Raw genomic sequence first — 16,963 nt, forward strand, 5'->3', positions numbered from 1 at the left:
ATTCGGTAGCTTCTCAGCGGGAGATCAAATAAATCTCCTAACTCTCATAAATTTGTCCGAAATCATTTTCAATGATCTTGACTTGAGTGGGTGCATTTATGTCACCAATAATTTCTTTTAATGGGTACAAACGGGTCGGGAACTATGTCTTCCCATTATTAGCTTTATTTCTGTTAAGTGGCACAACAGTCCAGTCGGCATCTGCTGATTCAGAAAAACATGAGCTGTTAACACTGGATCAAGCCGTTAGCTTTGCGATTAAAAATGATATGTGGTTGTCTGGCAGCAGTTATACGCAAAAAGCAACGGCAGCAATGGCTGAATCGGCCTATCAATTACCCGATCCGACACTTTCACTGAAGATTGCGAATTTACCCACCGATACGCTGGATTTTAATCAGGAAGCGATGACGCAGTTAGTCGCGGGGATATCGCAGATGTACCCTCGGGGTGATAGTCGTCGGCTGAAGCGTCAGCAGTTGCAACAGCAAAGTGACCGGGAGCCTTTATTGCGCTCTGAACGTCAGGCACAGCTAACGCTGACCATTACCCAGTTGTGGTTAGATGCTTATCAGGCTCGAAAAAGTATACAACTGATTGAGCAGGATCGAGCCCTATTCGATCAGCTGGTTGATATCTCCCTGGCTGATTATTCCTCTGCGTTTGGGCGTACTCGGCAGCAGGATTTGATCAAGGCGCAGCTTGAGCAAACTCGTCTGGAGGACCGACTGACTCGACTGCTGCAGACGCAGGAGATGCTCGAGCAGAGGTTGCTTGAATGGTTGTTGCCCTCGGCTAATGGCGCTACTCCATTCGGTGCTAGTCTGTCGTCCGGCTACTCTGCTGAACTGCCAAAAATCCGCTCACTCTATGCGGAGCGTTGGCCGGATATGCCCCCCGGTAACCATGAACTGGCACGCAACCTTGTAGGCCATCCTTCGGTACAAAAAATCGATCAGAGTATTGCAGTAGCGGGAACAGCGGTGCGTCTGGCGGAGCAAAACTATAAGCCGGAGTGGGGACTGAACGCTAGTTATGGGTTTCGTGGAGAAGATGCCAGTGGCAGGGACCGTGCAGACCTGTTTAGCGTAGGAGTAACTGTTAGTATGCCGTTATTTTCCTCCATTAAGCAGGACCGGGAAGTTGACGCGGCTACTGCTGGCCAAGAGAAGATCCGCACTGATCGTAGCCTGATGATCAGGCAGATGATCGCCGCTTTTCATTCTGCCCGCACCCAGTTGGAACGCTTAGAACAACGCCGCAAGCTATTTGATCGCACATTAATTCCTCAGATACAGCAACAGGCACAAGCCGCTATGAATGCGTACGAATCAGATAACGCTAGTTTTATTGAAGTGCTACGCCCGCGCATTGATGAGTTGAATGCTCAGATAGAGTATCTGGAAATTAATGTTGCGAAACAAAAACAGGTTGCTCAACTTAACTATTTTCTCACGTCAATAGATTCAGTCTCAGCCAATAACTCGCTTAGCGTTTCAGGAGAAAATTAATGAGTACTACCGGCAAAAACATCGGGTTAATTGTGCTGGGTGCTGTGATCGGAGCGGCTGGTTTTGGAGCCGTCATGAACGGAACCCGTTTATCTACCATTGTAGGAATTGATTCTGGGGCGGACTTAAAACCTGCGCAGGCCCCCAAAGCCAGTAATGAGCCGCTTTACTGGGTTGCTCCGATGGACCCGAACTACCAAAGGGATAAGCCGGGTAAGTCTCCGATGGGGATGGATCTTGTCCCTGTCTATGAAGAGGCGGGATCCGCTGCTGATTCGGGCCCTGGTACGATAAAAGTATCGCCGGAAGTGGTTAATAATCTGGGGGTTCGAACGGCAATGGCGCTGAGGACTAGTATGAACTTTGAGGTCCGCACCGTCGGTTATGTTGACTATAACCAGGATGAAATAGCGCAGGTGCATCCTCGTGTAGAAGGCTGGATTGAAAAAATCTATGTCAAAGCTGAGGGGGAGCCGGTTGAAAAAGGGGGGCCTCTTTATGAGCTCTATTCCCCAGCATTAGTAAATGCTCAGGAGGAATATCTGTTTGCGTTGTCTCGGGGGAATCGGGACTTGATTAGGGGGGCTAAAACCCGCTTGAGCGCCTTGCAAGTACCGCAGCGGACGCTTGAAGAACTTAGGAAGACCCGTAAAGTGCAGCAAGCTGTGATTTTCTACGCGCCGCACAGCGGCGTGGTGGATAACTTCAATATTCGTCAGGGGATGTTTGTTAAGCCGGGAATGACGTTGATGTCGATCGGCGCCTTGGATGAAGTCTGGGTGGAAGCCGAAGTGTTTGAGCGTCAGGCTAGCATGATTACTGCCGGGTTGCCGGTCTCTATCCAATTAGATTTTCTGCCTGGTGAGGATCGTGAAGGGGTCGTCGATTATGTTTACCCCGTGCTGGACCCGGTCACTCGTACATTGAAGGTAAGAATGCGCTTTGATAACAAGGACCGGCAGTTGAAGCCGAACATGTTTGCTGAAGTGGTGATCTATAAAGAGGACACAGAAGCCTCGCTTACTGTGCCTAAAGATGCCGTGATTCGTGGTGCTGGATCCAATCGGGTGGTGTTGGCACTAGGTGATGGGCGGTTTAAATCTATTGAGGTTAAGACGGGCCGTAGTGATGGGAACTTGATTGAAATTCTGCACGGCGTGAATGCTGGCGAAGAGGTGGTTACTTCAGCTCAGTTCCTGCTGGACTCAGAGTCGAGTAAAACTTCCGACTTCAAACGCATGCATGTTGAGCAGCAAGGGAATGCTGACGATATGAGCATGGATGCTCTTGATATGGAAAGCCTGGATATGGATGGTATGGATATGGACAGCCTGGACATGGAAAGCATGGATATGGATAGCATGAGTCTGGACGGTGCCGATAGTGAGATGAAGCAGGGTGAGAAGGTGGACTTATGATTGAGTCGATTATTCGATGGTCGGTGGGCAATCGCTTCTTTGTCCTGCTGGCCACTGCGATCCTGGTGGGTGGCGGTCTGTTCTCCCTGAAGAATACCCCGGTGGATGCAATTCCTGACCTGTCTGATGTGCAGGTGATTATTAAAACGAGTTTTCCGGGGCAGGCGCCTCAGGTTGTAGAAGATCAGGTGACTTATCCGTTAACCACGGCGATGCTGTCGGTACCCGGTGCTGAAACGGTGCGCGGTTATTCGTTCTTTGGCGATTCCTATGTGTATGTCATCTTCAATGAAGATACTGATATGTACTGGGCACGCAGCCGCGTACTGGAATACCTGAGTCAGGTTGCGCCTTCTTTGCCAGAGAATGCAAGGCCACAATTGGGGCCGGATGCCACCGGTGTTGGTTGGGTCTATCTCTATGCGTTGGTGGATAAAACCGGTCAGCATGATATTAGCCAGCTGCGTAGTTTGCAGGATTGGTTCCTTAAGTATGAGTTGCAGACGGTGCCCGGTGTCTCTGAAGTCGCCCCCATCGGCGGTATGGTTAAGCAGTATCAGGTGCGGGTGAATCCGGAAAAGTTGCGGGCATTTAATATACCGTTATCGCATATCCAGACGGCTATACAACGCGGTAATCAGGAAGTGGGCGCTTCTGTCGTGGAAATGGCCGAAGCGGAATATATGGTTCGCGCTACCGGCTATATTCAGGGTGAGGAGGATCTGAAGAATATCCCCCTGGGTATAAATAAGAATGGTACGCCGCTGCTGTTGCAAGATGTTGCGGATATCGGTACCGGGCCACAAATGCGTCGTGGCATCGCAGAACTCAATGGTGAAGGCGAAGTGGTCGGGGGCGTGGTGGTTATGCGCTTCGGAGAGAATGCTCAAAAAACCATCGATGGCGTAAAAGCGAAGCTTGAAACCTTGAAGCAGGGGCTACCGGAAGGTGTTGAAGTCGTGACGGTGTATGATCGATCCGGCCTGATCGATAGTGCGGTAGAAAACCTTTGGTACAAGCTTCTGGAGGAGTTCATCGTCGTAGCGCTGGTCTGTATTGTGTTTCTATTTCATGTGCGCTCGTCTCTGGTTGCCATTTTCAGCCTGCCGGTGGGTATTCTGACGGCATTTATGGTGATGAATGCGCAGGGAATCAACGCCAATATCATGTCGTTGGGCGGTATTGCGATAGCGATCGGAGCGATGATCGATGGCGCGATTGTCATGATTGAGAATATGCATAAGCATATGGAACGTACGCCGTTGACCAAAGAAAATCGATGGCAAATTGTCGCAGACTCAGCCTGTGAAGTGGGGCCAGCACTGTTTTTTAGTTTATTGATCATCACCGTTAGTTTTGTTCCGGTATTTACGCTGGAGGCGCAGGAGGGTCGTATGTTTGCGCCACTGGCGTTCACTAAAACCTACGCGATGGCGGCCTCAGCGGCACTGGCCATCACGTTAGTGCCGGTGCTGATGGGCTACTTCATCCGAGGCAAGGTGCTGCCCGAACACAAGAACCCGATAAACCGATTACTGACCGCTGTTTATATGCCGACCTTGCGTAAAGTGCTGGCTTTTCCAAAAGTGACGCTGTTGTTTGCCTTGTTGATCTTACTGGTGGGTTTGTGGCCATTAGATAAGCTGGGTAGTGAGTTTATGCCGCCGCTGGATGAAGGCGATCTAATGTATATGCCAACCACCTATCCCGGTATCTCTATCGGCCAGGCGCGGCAGTTGTTACAGCAAACCGACAAGTTGATTAAAACAGTACCTGAAGTTGAAACGGTATTCGGCAAAGTGGGGCGGGCGGACACTGCGACTGATCCAGCACCGTTGACGATGATCGAGACCTTTATACAGCTCAAACCCAAAGATCAGTGGCGTGCCGGATTGACCACCGATGATCTGAGAAAGGAGCTGGATAATCTGGTTAAGGTTCCCGGGGTGACTAATGCCTGGGTGATGCCGATCAAGACGCGTATCGATATGCTGGCCACCGGTATCAAAACCCCCGTCGGGATTAAGATCGCAGGCCCTGAGCTTGAGCAAATTCAGCAGATCGGTCAGCAGCTGGAAACTATATTGACCGATGTGCCCGGTACCGCGTCGGTGTATTCCGAGCGGGTTGCGGGTGGACGTTATATCAAAGTAGATATTCAACGTCAGAGCGCTGCTCGATATGGCTTGAATATCGCCGATATCCAGCAGGTGGTTGCCACGGCTATTGGCGGCATGAACGTGTCGCAAACGATCGAAGGATTGGAGCGTTATCCGATCAATGTGCGCTATCCACAGGACTACCGGGATTCTCCAGAGCAATTAGCGTTGCTGCCGATCGTGACCCCGATGGGGCAACGGATACCCTTGGGTGATGTGGCTAACGTCTATATCGAGGATGGCCCCCCGGGTATCAAAAGCGAAAATGCGCGCCTTAACGGTTGGACCTTTATTGATATAGAGGGCATGGATATTGGTAGTTATGTAGAGAATGCGCAGCAGGTTGTAGCCGATCAACTCCAGCTGCCGCCAGGTTATTCTGTGAGCTGGGCAGGACAATATGAGTATATGCAGCGGGCGAAGGAGAAGCTGACTTATGTGGTGCCTCTGACGCTCGGGATTATTGTGATTCTGCTATTCCTTAACTTTAGAAACTTTGTTGAGGTGAGCATCATCATGGGTACGTTACCTCTGGCAATGGTTGGCAGTGTCTGGTTGATGTATCTGCAGGGTTATAATTTTTCGGTAGCGGTGGGTGTCGGTTTTATCGCCTTGGCCGGTGTCGCGGTAGAGATTGGTGTGATTATGCTGGTCTACCTGAATCAGGCCTATCAGCAGATGCTGGATCGTTGTCAGAACCAGAATCTTATCCCCCGCGAAGAGACGTTGCGACATGCTGTGTTGCACGGCGCAGGGTTACGGGTTCGTCCGGTAATGATGACTGCCGCAGCCATTATCGTTGGTCTGTTACCTATCTTGTACGGCACAGGGACCGGATCTGAAGTCATGAGCCGGATTGCAGCGCCGATGGTGGGCGGCATGGTCAGTGCCGTCATTCTTACGCTACTGGTACTGCCTGCCGTGTATTTTCTATGGCGTAAGCGATGCATCGCTAAGTTGGAAATTGAAGAGTAATGGCAGGGTAGGGCTGGGATATAACGATATCAGCCCTACCGTTACCCTATTTGTGTAAGGAGAAAGTTAATGTACAGCGCTCAAGCAGAAGCAAAACCAGTGCTAAAGCCAGTGCTTAAGCTGGTCGGTAGCGGGGTCGTAATGTTACTGGCCGGCTGTGGTATGGGGATGGATGATGCAACGGATTACGCGGCACGTACTTTTTCAGGTAATGGCGAGCAAATTTACTATACCGGTAGAAGTCAGGCGGGCACTGCGATCACTTATCAGGGAGGTACGATGCATGCTCAGATGCATAGCACCTCTTGTGCCAGTTGCCATGGAGATGATCGACAGGGGAAACGACTCTATCCGAAGTTCTGGCTTGTTGCCCCGGCTTTAACCCGGCATGCACTTACCGAAGAGCACGATGATGGTCATGGGGATCATGAGCGTTATGACAAAAATAGTCTGAAGGTAGCTATCAGGCATGGGCTTGATCCTGCTGGAAAGGGATTGAATACAGCGATGCCCCGATGGCAGATAAGTGAAGAGGATATGGATGATCTGGTCAGTTTCTTAATAACTGACAGTCACTGATTGGAATCGACGAAATTGAGGGTAGTTGCCGTTGGAGTTCGAGCAGGGGCGCCCTCGTCAGTTATGAATGATGTCAAAGTATAAAATTAATGGTTAAACGTTTAACTCAAATAATAGTGGAGAATTGAACATGAAATTCAATAAAATTTTGATTGCTGGTGGTTTGGGCGCAGTAATGCTTAGCACTTTCGTGAGTACTGCTAGTGCAGGCAATACGGGAAGTAGCCATAGCCATGGTAATGAATCAATGCCTGCGCAGTCCATGTCACAAGAGGCGATGTCAAAAGAGGCTATGCCACAAGAAGCGATGTCCCAGGAAGGAATGCCACAAGAGGCTATGTCGCATGACTCTATGGGTAGCAATATGAATCAGAACAAGATGTTTTTGGAAAAGAAGGATATTGATGGCTATACGGTTAGCTTCCATGTGATGAAAGCAGATGAAGGGATGGAGCACGGTGGATCACATAATGTGATGATTAAGGTAGAGCAGCAGGGGGCAATGGTAAAAGATCTGAAGATTAACTCTAAAGTTATCTATCCCGATGGTACAGATGAAAGCAAACCCCTAATGACCATGGGCGACTGGCAGATGGCGGGTTATGACCTCAAGGAAAGCGGTAAGCATCAACTGATGGTGTTGTTCAAAACAGCGGATGGTAAAAAGCATTTTGGTGGATTGTATTACGGCGAATAAGTTTTAACTCTGCTGTGCTGGCTTTGTCAGGCTGAATTAACCTGTCACTGACAATGCCAGCCCTGTGAAGGAAAATTTTTTATGAAACCGGTGCTTACGGCATTTCGATATTTACTCATTACTTTAGTGGTTGCTGCATTTTTTCTGTGGGGGTGGCTTGATCATTTTAGTGTTCAGTTACCTATCGATTGGACTAATCCTCAGCTAATTATCGATTATGCCAGAAACTCAGGATTTATAGGGCCTTTGGTAATCATTGGCAGTATGGCAGTAGCGATTGTATTTAGTCCCTTACCTAGCGCCCCTATTGCTTTGGCGGCAGGCGCTGTATACGGACATTACGAAGGAACTGTTTACGTTTTTGCGGGATCGTTGTTAGGTGCCAGTATCGCATTTAGTATAGCGCGCATCTTAGGCTTTAAAGCGGCTTATCTTTGGCTGGAACAGCAACTTCCAGGTTGGAAGCTTCAGGATCCGAAACGATTGATGTGGCTTATTTTAGCGTCGAGGCTCATGCCATTTGTTTCTTTTGATTTGATCAGTTATGCGGCTGGCATTACTACACTGAGCTACAGACGTTTTTTTATTGCTACGGCTATTGGAATTCTCCCGGCAAGCTTTTTAATGGCTCACTTTGGTGATACGGCTAAGGATCAGTCGTTGGTGATAAATGTGGGGCTTGTTATCGTGCTGGTTATAGCGGCAGGGGTTTGGCGTTTTACATCAACTAAGAAGAACACGCGTAAGACTGACTTATAGCAAGAGGGTCACGCGACTATATTTTATATTTGAACGTTATTTTTTACCTGGTGGGACCTTATGGCAACTCCAGGGTTCATGGGCTGCATTATCTTTAACGTTCTGATCAACATACTTGTAGTAGCCTTCTTTAACGTGCGTCCACCAATCATGAGCGACATCTGCACCATGTTGCCTGATGATTTCTTCAATGCCGTCTAAGTGGCAACGTGATGCATCATACGCAATGTTCAAGACCGCTGATTTATCATCAAATGACACATTATCAATACCATAGATCGCATCAATCTCCGCAAGGATTAGATCCTTATTGGCCACAGTAATTTTGTCTAACCGTAAATGTCTGACGACTAAGTTGACTTCGCAAACGCCGAGTCTATGTTGTGAGTCATTCACGATTGTTCTCCTTGTTACTAATAAGTGATTGACGTTTACCTTCTTCAACGCCTTTTTGAAAAATGTCCTTGCTCTCTTCATGTTCTTCATGCTTATTGTGACCATGTCTATGTTTTTTATGCATAAATAGATGCATTAATGGGCACGCTAAAAAAATCAAGAAGGGTAAAAAGGCAAAAATATGTTGCTGATGTTCGACCACTAAAAAGTACGTCGCCGCACCACTCAGGGCTAGAGTTGCTAATCCCCAAGGTGTTTTCCAGAAACTAAACATACATTCACTCCTCATTCTGACTTAATCACACCACGATACATTTGCATCGAACAATGAAATGGATATTCCCCCGCCGCTAAAGGGGGCAAGGTAATAACAGTCTCTTTATTGAGGGGAATCTCCTGGCTCATTTCTAAACCGGGAATGAGTAGCGTTGCTGAGCAGGGGGAGCTGTCAGTTCTGATAAATGTCAGTACAGCTGCTTTATCTGCTTTTACTTTTATATGAGCGGGACTGTAAACGCCGTTTTCGATTCGGATAACCATTTTATTGTTGGTGACTTCTATTTCCTGCGGCTTATAAAGCCAGAACCACCACACGATTAGAGCAATCAGGAGAACCCCACTGATATTAATTAACAACATCGTATGACTCCTTAATGATCTTTGGCTTTAAAAAGGCGTAGGCGGTTTGCATTCATTACGACGGTCAGAGATGAAAATGCCATGGCTGCTCCGGCAATGACTGGACTTAATAACAAACCAAAGAAGGGGTAAAGCACGCCTGCGGCGAAAGGGACGCCCGCTACGTTATAGATAAAGGCACCAAACAGGTTTTGTTTGATGTTACGCAATGTTGCTTTACTGACAGCTACCGCATCAGCCAAGCCGTGTAATGAGCCACGCATCAAGGTAATATCGGCACTTTCTATAGCCACATCGGTGCCGGTTCCGATAGCAAAGCCGACGTTGGCCAGTGCCAGTGCGGGAGCGTCATTAATCCCGTCACCCGTCATGCCGACTATTTCACCTTGTTGTTGTAATTCAGCCACTTTTTTGGCTTTATCTTCTGGTAATACTTCAGCGAAGAACTCAGTTATACCTACTTTCTCGGCAACTGCTTTAGCCGTCAGTCGGTTGTCTCCTGTGAGCATAACCACCCGGATACCATTAGCTTGAAGGCGTTTAATGGCGTCAATAGAGTCGTGTTTGATCGGATCGGCTACCGCAATAACCGCCGCAAGTTGTTCATCAATGGCAAAATAGACCGGTGTTTTGGCTTCTCGGGCCAACTGTTGAGCGGTCTCGATATAACCACTGATATCAATATTACGGTCATGCATCAATTTTTCATTTCCCAATAACAATCGTTGGCTCTGGATAGTCGCTTCAGCACCGTGGCCAGCAATAGCATTGAAATTTTCTGCTCGATTGAGTGACAAACCTTTCTCTACTGCAGATTCTACAATCGCTAATGCTAATGGGTGCTCAGAGCTTGACTCCATACTGGCAGCTAACTGCAGAATGCTTTCCTCAGTTAATCCATTAGCCACAACAATATCAGTTACTTTTGGCGCACCTTCAGTAATAGTGCCGGTTTTATCAAGCACCATGGCGGTAATTTTAGAGGCGGTTTGTAATGCGGCGCCGTTTCTTATGAGCACGCCGGCTTCTGCGGCTTTACCCACGCCGACCATGACTGACATAGGCGTTGCTAGACCTAATGCGCAAGGGCAGGCAATAATCAGTACGGTTGTTGCTGAAACAATGGCAAAGGCGAGTGCGGGTTCTGGGCCGAAGTTCAACCAGGCCAATGCACTGATAACTGCAGTGATCATGACAACAGGAACAAAATAGGCGGAGATAACATCGGCTAAGCGGCCAATCGGTGGTTTAGAGTTTTGGGCACGTTTAACCATCTTGATGATTTGTGCTAACGCCGTATCTTTGCCGACGCGAGTCGCCTTGAATAAGATGGAACCTGTTTTATTTAAGGTGCCCGTGGTGACTTCGTCGCCTGTATTTTTGACGACAGGCATCGGCTCACCTGTCAACATAGACTCATCAATGGCCGTTTGGCCTTCTTGTATGACGCCATCCACCGGAATTTTTTCACCGGGTCTGACGCGAACAATGTCGTGCAGCAGCACTTGTTCGATAGGGATGTCTAATTCAATGTCGTCTCTGAGAACACTCGCTGTTTTGGGTTGTAAGCCGATCAGTCGTTTGATCGCTTCAGACGTTCGGCCTCGTGCTTTGACTTCAAGGGCCAATCCCAGGTTGATCAGACCAATAATCATTGCAGTGGCTTCGAAGTAAACGTGTCTTGCCATGTCAGGTATAAGATCAGGCACAGCGATCACTGCCATCGAATAGACCCAGGCGGTGCCTGTACCCAGAGCGATGAGTGTATCCATGTTTGCTGAATGGTTTTTAAAGGATTGCCACGCGCCCACAAAAAAATGTTTTCCGGCAAAAAACATCACGCTAAACGTTAATGCACCCACCAATAACCAAGCGAGCCGTTCGTTTGTCGTGGTCACGGTCATATCACCGCCAATAAGGCCGTAAATCATCAGTGGAAGTCCTAAGGCAAGCCCAATCCACATTTTCCACATAAGTGTTTTGTAATAAGCTAAGTCAGCGTGTTCTTTTTCATCGAGTAATTCTGCTTCTGAGTTACTTTGCACAACTCTGGCGTTATATCCAGCTTGCTCGATCGCTTGAATCAACGCGGATGATTCGGCCTGACCTGATACCGTCACTGTGCGAGCTGCAAAATTCATTTCTGCTTGCTGAACACCTGTTACCGAAGTAAGCGCGGCTTCAATTTTACCGACACAACTGGCACACCCAGCCCCCTCAATGATGAGCTCAATAGAATCAGGTGGCTGCTCTAACGAGGCGTGTTCCTGAGTGCTATCGATAGCCGAATAGCCCATGACTTTCTCCTTAATCATAGTTAAAGCGCGTAAATGGAACCATCGCGCCTAACTATGTAACACCTGAACGTAACACCTGAACGTAACACCTGAACTGTTAATTCATCTGACAAGTGCAATACTGGAATCCAGTACGCCACTCACGGGGTAAGTCTTACCGTGCGTGGCAGTAATGTTATTGATTAGTATGCTCTTTGTCCCCCGTTAAATGACCCTGATGGCCTTCGCCCCCATGCATCATGTATTCATTTTCAGAGACAGGATGGCTATGCGTTATTATCTCTTTATCGTGTTCTGTTGCTTGGTTTTCCCCATGTGTGGCACCTTCCATTAAGTGACCTTGATGGCCACCGCCACTATGCATCATGTAATGTGTACCAGTAGCAGAAAGTTTGTGTTCATGAGCAGTGGGTGCTGTTACCTTTTCTTTATGATGAATGCCAGTATCCGTTTCCTCATGAGCGATGGCAGGTAAGGCAGCGCTGATAAGTAATACACTGCTTACGTTGATAATAATGCTTTTAAGTTTCATTGTTATACTCCCGGCTGATGTAAGAAAATGTTTGTAACCTTTCGAATCTATAGTAAACACTGCACCTTTCATCGAGCTGACATGAGGATTACATTTTTGTAATTTTCATTTAATACTGTTTATGTGTTTATACTCACTCAAAACGTCTGGATGTGTTATGAAAATACTGGTAGTAGAAGATGAGGATAAAACAGGAAAATTTCTTCAGCAGGGACTTAACGAATCGGGTTTTAACACGGATCTTGCCTGTAACGGCATAGATGGTCTTCATTTGGCGCTGACACAGGTTGACGCTTATGATTTGGTTATTCTTGATGTCATGTTGCCTGGGCTCGATGGTTGGAAAGTGTTAGAAACATTACGCCTGAGCGGCAGGGATATGCCTGTATTGTTTTTAACAGCACGCGATCTAGTAGAAGACCGTGTAAAGGGGTTTGACTTAGGTGCTGATGATTACTTAGTAAAGCCTTTTGCTTTTTCAGAGCTTTTAGCACGGATACGCTCCTTATTAAAACGCACGCGTAATACGTCAGAAGTGACAGTATTGAGTGTTGCAGATTTAGAACTTGATCTATTGCGCCGACGGGTTAGCAGAGCGGGTCTACGAATCGACCTGACGGCTAAAGAGTTTTCGTTGTTGGAATTGTTGATGAGACGGCAAGGTGAGGTTTTGTCACGATCGTTGATTGCATCACAGGTATGGGATATGAATTTTGATAGCGATACTAACGTGATAGAAGTCGCTATTCGACGACTTCGCAGCAAAGTAGATGATCCTTTTAGCCCTAAATTAATACATACGCTCCGAGGAATGGGGTATGTATTAGAGGGTTCGGACGAGCTATGACGCGTAAGTTATCTTTAATTTGGCGGCTGACGGGCTTATATACACTGGTGTCGGGCTTTGTTTTGCTAGAGCTTAGTGTCGTGATTGTTTTCTCTATAAAGCAGCATTTCTTGGAGGAGGATAAAGAGACATTACAAGGGAAAATACAGCTGGTCAGCAGTATTGCTTCTACAGGGGTTAGTGCTAATACACTAGATCCGTTCTTAGACAAGTTAACATCAGGGTTGATTGGGCATAAAGATCTGTTGGTGTTAGTAATGCACGAGCAAGGTGTACCTCTGTATAGTTCTGCGGGCGTAGAATTCCCCGTTAATTTGATAAGAGAACAATCAGGTTCCTCTTCCCCCCAGACGATTACCTGGAATGCCGAGGGGCACTCTTATCGAGGGCTTGTTGTTACAAAAAATATACAAAATCAGCCTGATTCATCCATTATTATATTGGTAGCACTAAATATTAATCATCATGATCTCTTTATGTCGCGCTTTCAGGGAGCCCTGTTGATGTATGTTGTTATTGCTGCATTAATCAGTGGTCTTCTCGGTTGGTTAGCGGCGAAACGAGGTTTGTTACCCCTATATCAAATGAAAAATCGTGCATTAGCTGTGACAGCGAACCAGTTAGATAAGCGTATGCCTGTTGACAATGTGCCGGTCGAAATCTCAGAGTTGGCGAATGCTCTTAACCAAATGTTAGCGCGGTTAGAAGATGCGTTCAGGCGTCTATCTGAGTTTTCTTCAGATATTGCTCACGAGCTCAGAACCCCTGTCAGCAACCTCATGACGCAAACACATGTGGCATTGAGTCTTCCTCGAGATGTGCAGACTTATCAGGCTATTCTTGCTTCTAATGCAGAAGAGTATGAGCGATTATCACGTACGATTTCTGACATGCTTTTCCTTGCTAAAGCGGATCACGGATTAACGCTGCCTTCAAATGAAATTATCGCACTCGATGAAGAGGTGACTGATCTGTTTGAGTTTTATGATGCATTAGCCGAGGATCAACAAATTTACCTACGCGTAACGGGGAAAGGCCGGATCAAAGGGGATCGTTTAATGATCCGCCGTGTTATCAATAACTTATTATCTAATGCCATACGTTACACACCGGCCCATGGAACCATTGACGTCCAGATTGAATCTGCTTCTGAGTCCGTTTTGCTGATAGTTAATAATGCAGGTGTCCCTATACCGGAAGGGGACATTCCTCATCTGTTTGAGCGTTTTTACAGGGTTGATAAGAATCGTGTGAAAGGTGACTCGGAAGGATCTGGCTTAGGTTTGGCAATTACCAGAGCAATCGTCGTAGCTCATAATGGTGAAATATCAGTGACTTCGACGATTGAAGGCACGAGCTTTCGAATTACCTTTCCAAAAACTGCCTAAGCACATATGAAATATATAAGACTTCTCAGGTAAATAGATTAAAGTTGTCACTTAGTTTCATCAAGTGATGCGACTAATTGAGATGCCTCTACTTGATGCCAATAATTTCATAGTTCCCTTCGATTTTCAGTGATACGGTAATAGGCGAACTCGCTTTATTCTCCCAATACCAGCCATGCGACCCATCAAAGGGGGCTGTTAGCGAACCTTTGATGGTATCGGATGTACTAATCGTATAGCTTTCAAAATAACCTGTCGTATCGCCTTTGGGCTCACCGTGGAAATCGAAAAACAGCTCCCCACCCGTTGAATTCCAAGCATAACGAATGGCTTCACCTTTCAACATACTGAGCTTATATTCCAAGCCCTTACCTGCAGGGATTGTAATTTCAGTATTGTGCTTTTGGAACTCGCCAGCTTGCCCCTTCCGCGTCTGCTTTGTAGGCTCAAGTGGGGCTGTATTTGCTAACTTGGTTAACCCTAGATAGGCTCCTATACCCGTAGGGTCAATATTATATTCGGCAGGTAGTATCGCCACTGTTAATATAAGGGCCCCAAAAAGCCCGGCAAAGGCACTGGCTTTTACGAGTGTTTGCGTTGATTGTACCGAATGCTCCAGCTCATGCTGAGTACTTCCGGTTTGTTCTAATTGAGTCATATTATCACCTTAAACCGTTGTGAAAAAACCAGTAAGCTGAAAGCCAACCAGCATCACTCCGCTACTCATAAGAAGCGCATTGGTTGCCGTTGAAAAGCGTAAAAAACTAGGATGTCTTCGCCAAAAACTGAGCGCTATCAGAACAAAAATCAAAGCTGAAAACTGACCGATCTCAACGCCTACATTAAAGGCGATTAGGTTTTCAAATAAGCCTTCCTGTGGAATTTCGAACTCTTGTATTTTGGTCGCTAAACCGAAACCATGGAATAAGCCAAAAATCATCACCGCTGCTTTGGTATTTGGTTGAAAGCCAAATAGCCGCTTAAAGCCTCCCAGATTATCGAACCCTTTATAGATGATAGAAAATCCAATAATCGCATCAATTAAATAAGCATTCATGGCAATGTCATACAGGACACCGAACATCAAGGTTAAACTATGACCGATAGTAAAGAGTGTCACATACACTATGACGTCTTTAGACCTATAAAGGAAAAAGATAACCCCTACCAGAAAGAGTAAATGATCGTAACCGGTCACCATGTGCTTGGCGCCAATATACATATAAGGGATGATTGAAACGCCTTGATTCGCCAGTAAAAACTGCTTAGTACTGTCATCAACACCATGGGCAAAAAGCGTTGTCGAGAAGCCGCAAGAACAGAGTAGCAAGAAGAGATATGTTAACGATTTACACGGCATAACGAAAAGACACGGCATAACGCACAGGTTCCTTGTTATATTTGACGACAATGTCTTAAGGACAAATTCGATGCTATAACGGATTTTAGATAATAAATGTAACACATATGGTTGAACGGTGAGAGGCAGCCATTTGCTGATAGAGGTATGTTTCAACTCGCCAATGCTGAATAGCTCTTGGCGGCCGACGCAAAAAAAACAAGCAAGGCCGATCACTTCCTTCAATGACGTTCTGTGTTTTTCCGAGGACAAACAGTATTAGGAATCTCATGCAGTGTGGCTAATGTCGCCTATAGTATAGTCATTAATGCTTTTGCTGAACGACTAATGTGTTTTGAAACAGAAGGCGTTTCCAGCTGACTGCCCTTACTTTAAGTATTGCTATTTTCTGGCAATGAAAAGGGCCGCTGGAGTGACGTATATTTGAATAATCAAGGAGTAGTCTTTGCAAAGTTCGCATGAGTTTCTAGTTCTGGTTCTTGATTCAATCACCGAGCATATTGTTGTCATTGACGAAACAGGTGACATTCAATTTGTAAATCAAAGTTGGTCTGCATTCGGAAACAACAACGCTTGTGTTATTGGTGATAACTGGGAGCATGAGAACTATTTATCAGAGTGTGACAAAGCTTCGGCAATGGGGGATGAATTTGGGACTAAGGCCGGAACCGGAATCAGGACTGTTATAGAAAATCGGGAGTCCTTTTTTGATTTCGAATACCCCTGTCATAGCCCCAGTGAAAAACGCTGGTTTATGATGCGTGTTACCCCTTTTCAGGTCGCTGATCAGAAATATTTTGTTATTTCCCACCAAAATATTACAAAGAGGAAACTAGCGGAGGAGGATGTGAGCAATCTGGCGAAAATAGATGGTCTCACTGATATCTCAAATCGGCGAGCTTTTGACGAGTTTTTTCATAAGGAGTGGAGCCGGTGCTGCAGGCTTAAAAAGCCAATTAGCCTGGCTATGGTGGATCTGGACCACTTCAAGTTATTAAATGATGATTATGGTCACCAATCTGGTGACGAGTGCCTGGTTAAAATGGGAAGATTGCTCAAAGAATTCGCTAATAGACCTGGTGATATGTGCGCCAGGTATGGCGGAGAAGAGTTTGTTTTAGTCTGGGGGGATACTTCACTTGCGCAGGCTAAACAGCTGTGCAACCGATTGTTAAAGAACATTATTGATCTTAATATTCAAAACCAAAACTCACCTATAAAGAATTGCTTAACGGCCAGCATTGGTTTGGCAGAAATAATTCCGGATCAGGGAAATGAGGCGAAAGAATTAATTACTAAAGCGGATCGTATGCTTTACAGAGCAAAAGATAGCGGTCGAAATAGGGTTGAGAGCTAGATCTATTTATTTCCGTTAGGTTCTAACGTCAGACCGAGTCTATTTGACC

16 protein-coding genes are annotated in these 16,963 nt (G+C 46.4%); 9 read left to right on the plus strand and 7 right to left on the minus strand.

Going from position 1 to position 16,963, the window contains the following annotated elements; genetic code table 11:
- The first annotated feature begins 98 nt into the window (after nt 1–98).
- From BM099_RS12335 to BM099_RS12360, 6 genes are all read left to right on the plus strand, one after another.
- Nucleotides 99–1,511 (plus strand): TolC family protein, encoded by a 1,413-nt coding sequence (locus tag BM099_RS12335; RefSeq protein WP_090728434.1) that lies wholly within the window; start codon nt 99–101, stop codon nt 1,509–1,511.
- The gene (locus tag BM099_RS12340; protein WP_090728435.1) at nt 1,511–2,929 is read left to right on the plus strand and encodes an efflux RND transporter periplasmic adaptor subunit; all 1,419 of its coding nucleotides are present in this window, start codon (nt 1,511–1,513) and stop codon (nt 2,927–2,929) included. The genes BM099_RS12335 and BM099_RS12340 overlap by 1 nt, the downstream gene beginning before the upstream one ends.
- The gene (locus BM099_RS12345; RefSeq protein WP_090728436.1) at nt 2,926–6,063 is read left to right on the plus strand and encodes an efflux RND transporter permease subunit; all 3,138 of its coding nucleotides are present in this window, start codon (nt 2,926–2,928) and stop codon (nt 6,061–6,063) included. The genes BM099_RS12340 and BM099_RS12345 overlap by 4 nt, the downstream gene beginning before the upstream one ends.
- A 69-nt stretch (nt 6,064–6,132) precedes the next feature.
- Complete coding sequence (locus BM099_RS12350; RefSeq protein WP_198064152.1) at nt 6,133–6,642, plus strand: c-type cytochrome; 510 nt, start codon at nt 6,133–6,135, stop codon at nt 6,640–6,642.
- 130 nt (nt 6,643–6,772) lie between these two features.
- On the plus strand, nt 6,773–7,339 hold the full coding sequence (locus tag BM099_RS12355; RefSeq protein ID WP_090728437.1) for a hypothetical protein: 567 nt from the start codon (nt 6,773–6,775) through the stop codon (nt 7,337–7,339).
- 81 nt (nt 7,340–7,420) lie between these two features.
- Nucleotides 7,421–8,098 (plus strand): TVP38/TMEM64 family protein, encoded by a 678-nt coding sequence (locus BM099_RS12360; protein WP_090728438.1) that lies wholly within the window; start codon nt 7,421–7,423, stop codon nt 8,096–8,098.
- Nucleotides 8,099–8,134: 36 nt separating this feature from the next.
- Here the strand turns inward: BM099_RS12360 and BM099_RS12365 are convergent, their stop codons facing one another.
- The 5 genes from BM099_RS12365 to BM099_RS12385 all read right to left on the minus strand — a co-directional run bounded on the left by BM099_RS12365 (nt 8,135) and on the right by BM099_RS12385 (nt 11,962).
- The gene (locus tag BM099_RS12365) at nt 8,135–8,494 is read right to left on the minus strand and encodes a cation transporter (protein WP_177201170.1); all 360 of its coding nucleotides are present in this window, start codon (nt 8,492–8,494) and stop codon (nt 8,135–8,137) included.
- Complete coding sequence (locus tag BM099_RS12370) at nt 8,487–8,768, minus strand: DUF2933 domain-containing protein (protein ID WP_232349014.1); 282 nt, start codon at nt 8,766–8,768, stop codon at nt 8,487–8,489. The genes BM099_RS12365 and BM099_RS12370 overlap by 8 nt, the downstream gene beginning before the upstream one ends.
- An 11-nt stretch (nt 8,769–8,779) precedes the next feature.
- Complete coding sequence (locus BM099_RS12375) at nt 8,780–9,133, minus strand: cupredoxin domain-containing protein (RefSeq protein WP_090728440.1); 354 nt, start codon at nt 9,131–9,133, stop codon at nt 8,780–8,782.
- Between the two features lie 11 nt (nt 9,134–9,144).
- On the minus strand, nt 9,145–11,430 hold the full coding sequence (locus BM099_RS12380; protein WP_090728441.1) for a heavy metal translocating P-type ATPase: 2,286 nt from the start codon (nt 11,428–11,430) through the stop codon (nt 9,145–9,147).
- 175 nt (nt 11,431–11,605) lie between these two features.
- Nucleotides 11,606–11,962, minus strand: coding sequence for a hypothetical protein (locus BM099_RS12385; RefSeq protein ID WP_090728442.1), 357 nt, complete (start codon nt 11,960–11,962; stop codon nt 11,606–11,608).
- 157 nt (nt 11,963–12,119) lie between these two features.
- Between BM099_RS12385 and BM099_RS12390 the strand changes: the two genes are divergently transcribed.
- Nucleotides 12,120–12,809 (plus strand): heavy metal response regulator transcription factor, encoded by a 690-nt coding sequence (locus BM099_RS12390; RefSeq protein WP_090728443.1) that lies wholly within the window; start codon nt 12,120–12,122, stop codon nt 12,807–12,809.
- Entirely contained in the window at nt 12,806–14,197 is a 1,392-nt protein-coding gene (locus BM099_RS12395) for a heavy metal sensor histidine kinase (protein ID WP_090728444.1), read from the plus strand. Before BM099_RS12390 ends, BM099_RS12395 begins: the two co-directional genes overlap by 4 nt.
- An 88-nt stretch (nt 14,198–14,285) precedes the next feature.
- On the opposite strand, the gene BM099_RS12400 is transcribed toward BM099_RS12395, so the two are convergent.
- Together BM099_RS12400 and BM099_RS12405 are read right to left on the minus strand one after the other, a co-directional pair.
- A complete protein-coding gene (locus tag BM099_RS12400) occupies nt 14,286–14,855 on the minus strand; it encodes a hypothetical protein (RefSeq protein WP_232349015.1) in 570 nt (189 codons plus the stop codon).
- 9 nt (nt 14,856–14,864) lie between these two features.
- Nucleotides 14,865–15,575: a HupE/UreJ family protein gene (locus BM099_RS12405; RefSeq protein WP_425319909.1), complete on the minus strand. Its 711-nt coding sequence runs from the start codon at nt 15,573–15,575 to the stop codon at nt 14,865–14,867.
- Nucleotides 15,576–16,002: 427 nt separating this feature from the next.
- On the opposite strand from BM099_RS12405, the gene BM099_RS12410 reads away from it, so the two are divergent.
- Nucleotides 16,003–16,914, plus strand: coding sequence for a sensor domain-containing diguanylate cyclase (locus BM099_RS12410; RefSeq protein ID WP_090728446.1), 912 nt, complete (start codon nt 16,003–16,005; stop codon nt 16,912–16,914).
- Nucleotides 16,915–16,963 lie beyond the last annotated feature (49 nt).

Source organism: Neptunomonas qingdaonensis (assembly GCF_900113275.1).
GTDB lineage: Bacteria > Pseudomonadota > Gammaproteobacteria > Pseudomonadales > Balneatricaceae > Neptunomonas > Neptunomonas qingdaonensis.

What these genes read in the sequence shown, in the direction of transcription:
- BM099_RS12390 (WP_090728443.1), top strand. Translation starts at nt 12,120, where the DNA reads ATGAAAATACTGGTAGTAGAAGATGAGGATAAAACAGGAAAATTTCTT.
- BM099_RS12360 (WP_090728438.1), top strand. Translation starts at nt 7,421, where the DNA reads ATGAAACCGGTGCTTACGGCATTTCGATATTTACTCATTACTTTAGTG.
- BM099_RS12385 (WP_090728442.1), bottom strand. Translation starts at nt 11,962, where the DNA reads ATGAAACTTAAAAGCATTATTATCAACGTAAGCAGTGTATTACTTATC.
- BM099_RS12395 (WP_090728444.1), top strand. Translation starts at nt 12,806, where the DNA reads ATGACGCGTAAGTTATCTTTAATTTGGCGGCTGACGGGCTTATATACA.
- BM099_RS12355 (WP_090728437.1), top strand. Translation starts at nt 6,773, where the DNA reads ATGAAATTCAATAAAATTTTGATTGCTGGTGGTTTGGGCGCAGTAATG.
- BM099_RS12350 (WP_198064152.1), top strand. Translation starts at nt 6,133, where the DNA reads ATGTACAGCGCTCAAGCAGAAGCAAAACCAGTGCTAAAGCCAGTGCTT.
- BM099_RS12380 (WP_090728441.1), bottom strand. Translation starts at nt 11,430, where the DNA reads ATGGGCTATTCGGCTATCGATAGCACTCAGGAACACGCCTCGTTAGAG.
- BM099_RS12370 (WP_232349014.1), bottom strand. Translation starts at nt 8,768, where the DNA reads ATGTTTAGTTTCTGGAAAACACCTTGGGGATTAGCAACTCTAGCCCTG.
- BM099_RS12405 (WP_425319909.1), bottom strand. Translation starts at nt 15,575, where the DNA reads ATGCCGTGTCTTTTCGTTATGCCGTGTAAATCGTTAACATATCTCTTC.
- BM099_RS12400 (WP_232349015.1), bottom strand. Translation starts at nt 14,855, where the DNA reads ATGACTCAATTAGAACAAACCGGAAGTACTCAGCATGAGCTGGAGCAT.
- BM099_RS12340 (WP_090728435.1), top strand. Translation starts at nt 1,511, where the DNA reads ATGAGTACTACCGGCAAAAACATCGGGTTAATTGTGCTGGGTGCTGTG.
- BM099_RS12345 (WP_090728436.1), top strand. Translation starts at nt 2,926, where the DNA reads ATGATTGAGTCGATTATTCGATGGTCGGTGGGCAATCGCTTCTTTGTC.
- BM099_RS12375 (WP_090728440.1), bottom strand. Translation starts at nt 9,133, where the DNA reads ATGTTGTTAATTAATATCAGTGGGGTTCTCCTGATTGCTCTAATCGTG.
- BM099_RS12335 (WP_090728434.1), top strand. Translation starts at nt 99, where the DNA reads ATGTCACCAATAATTTCTTTTAATGGGTACAAACGGGTCGGGAACTAT.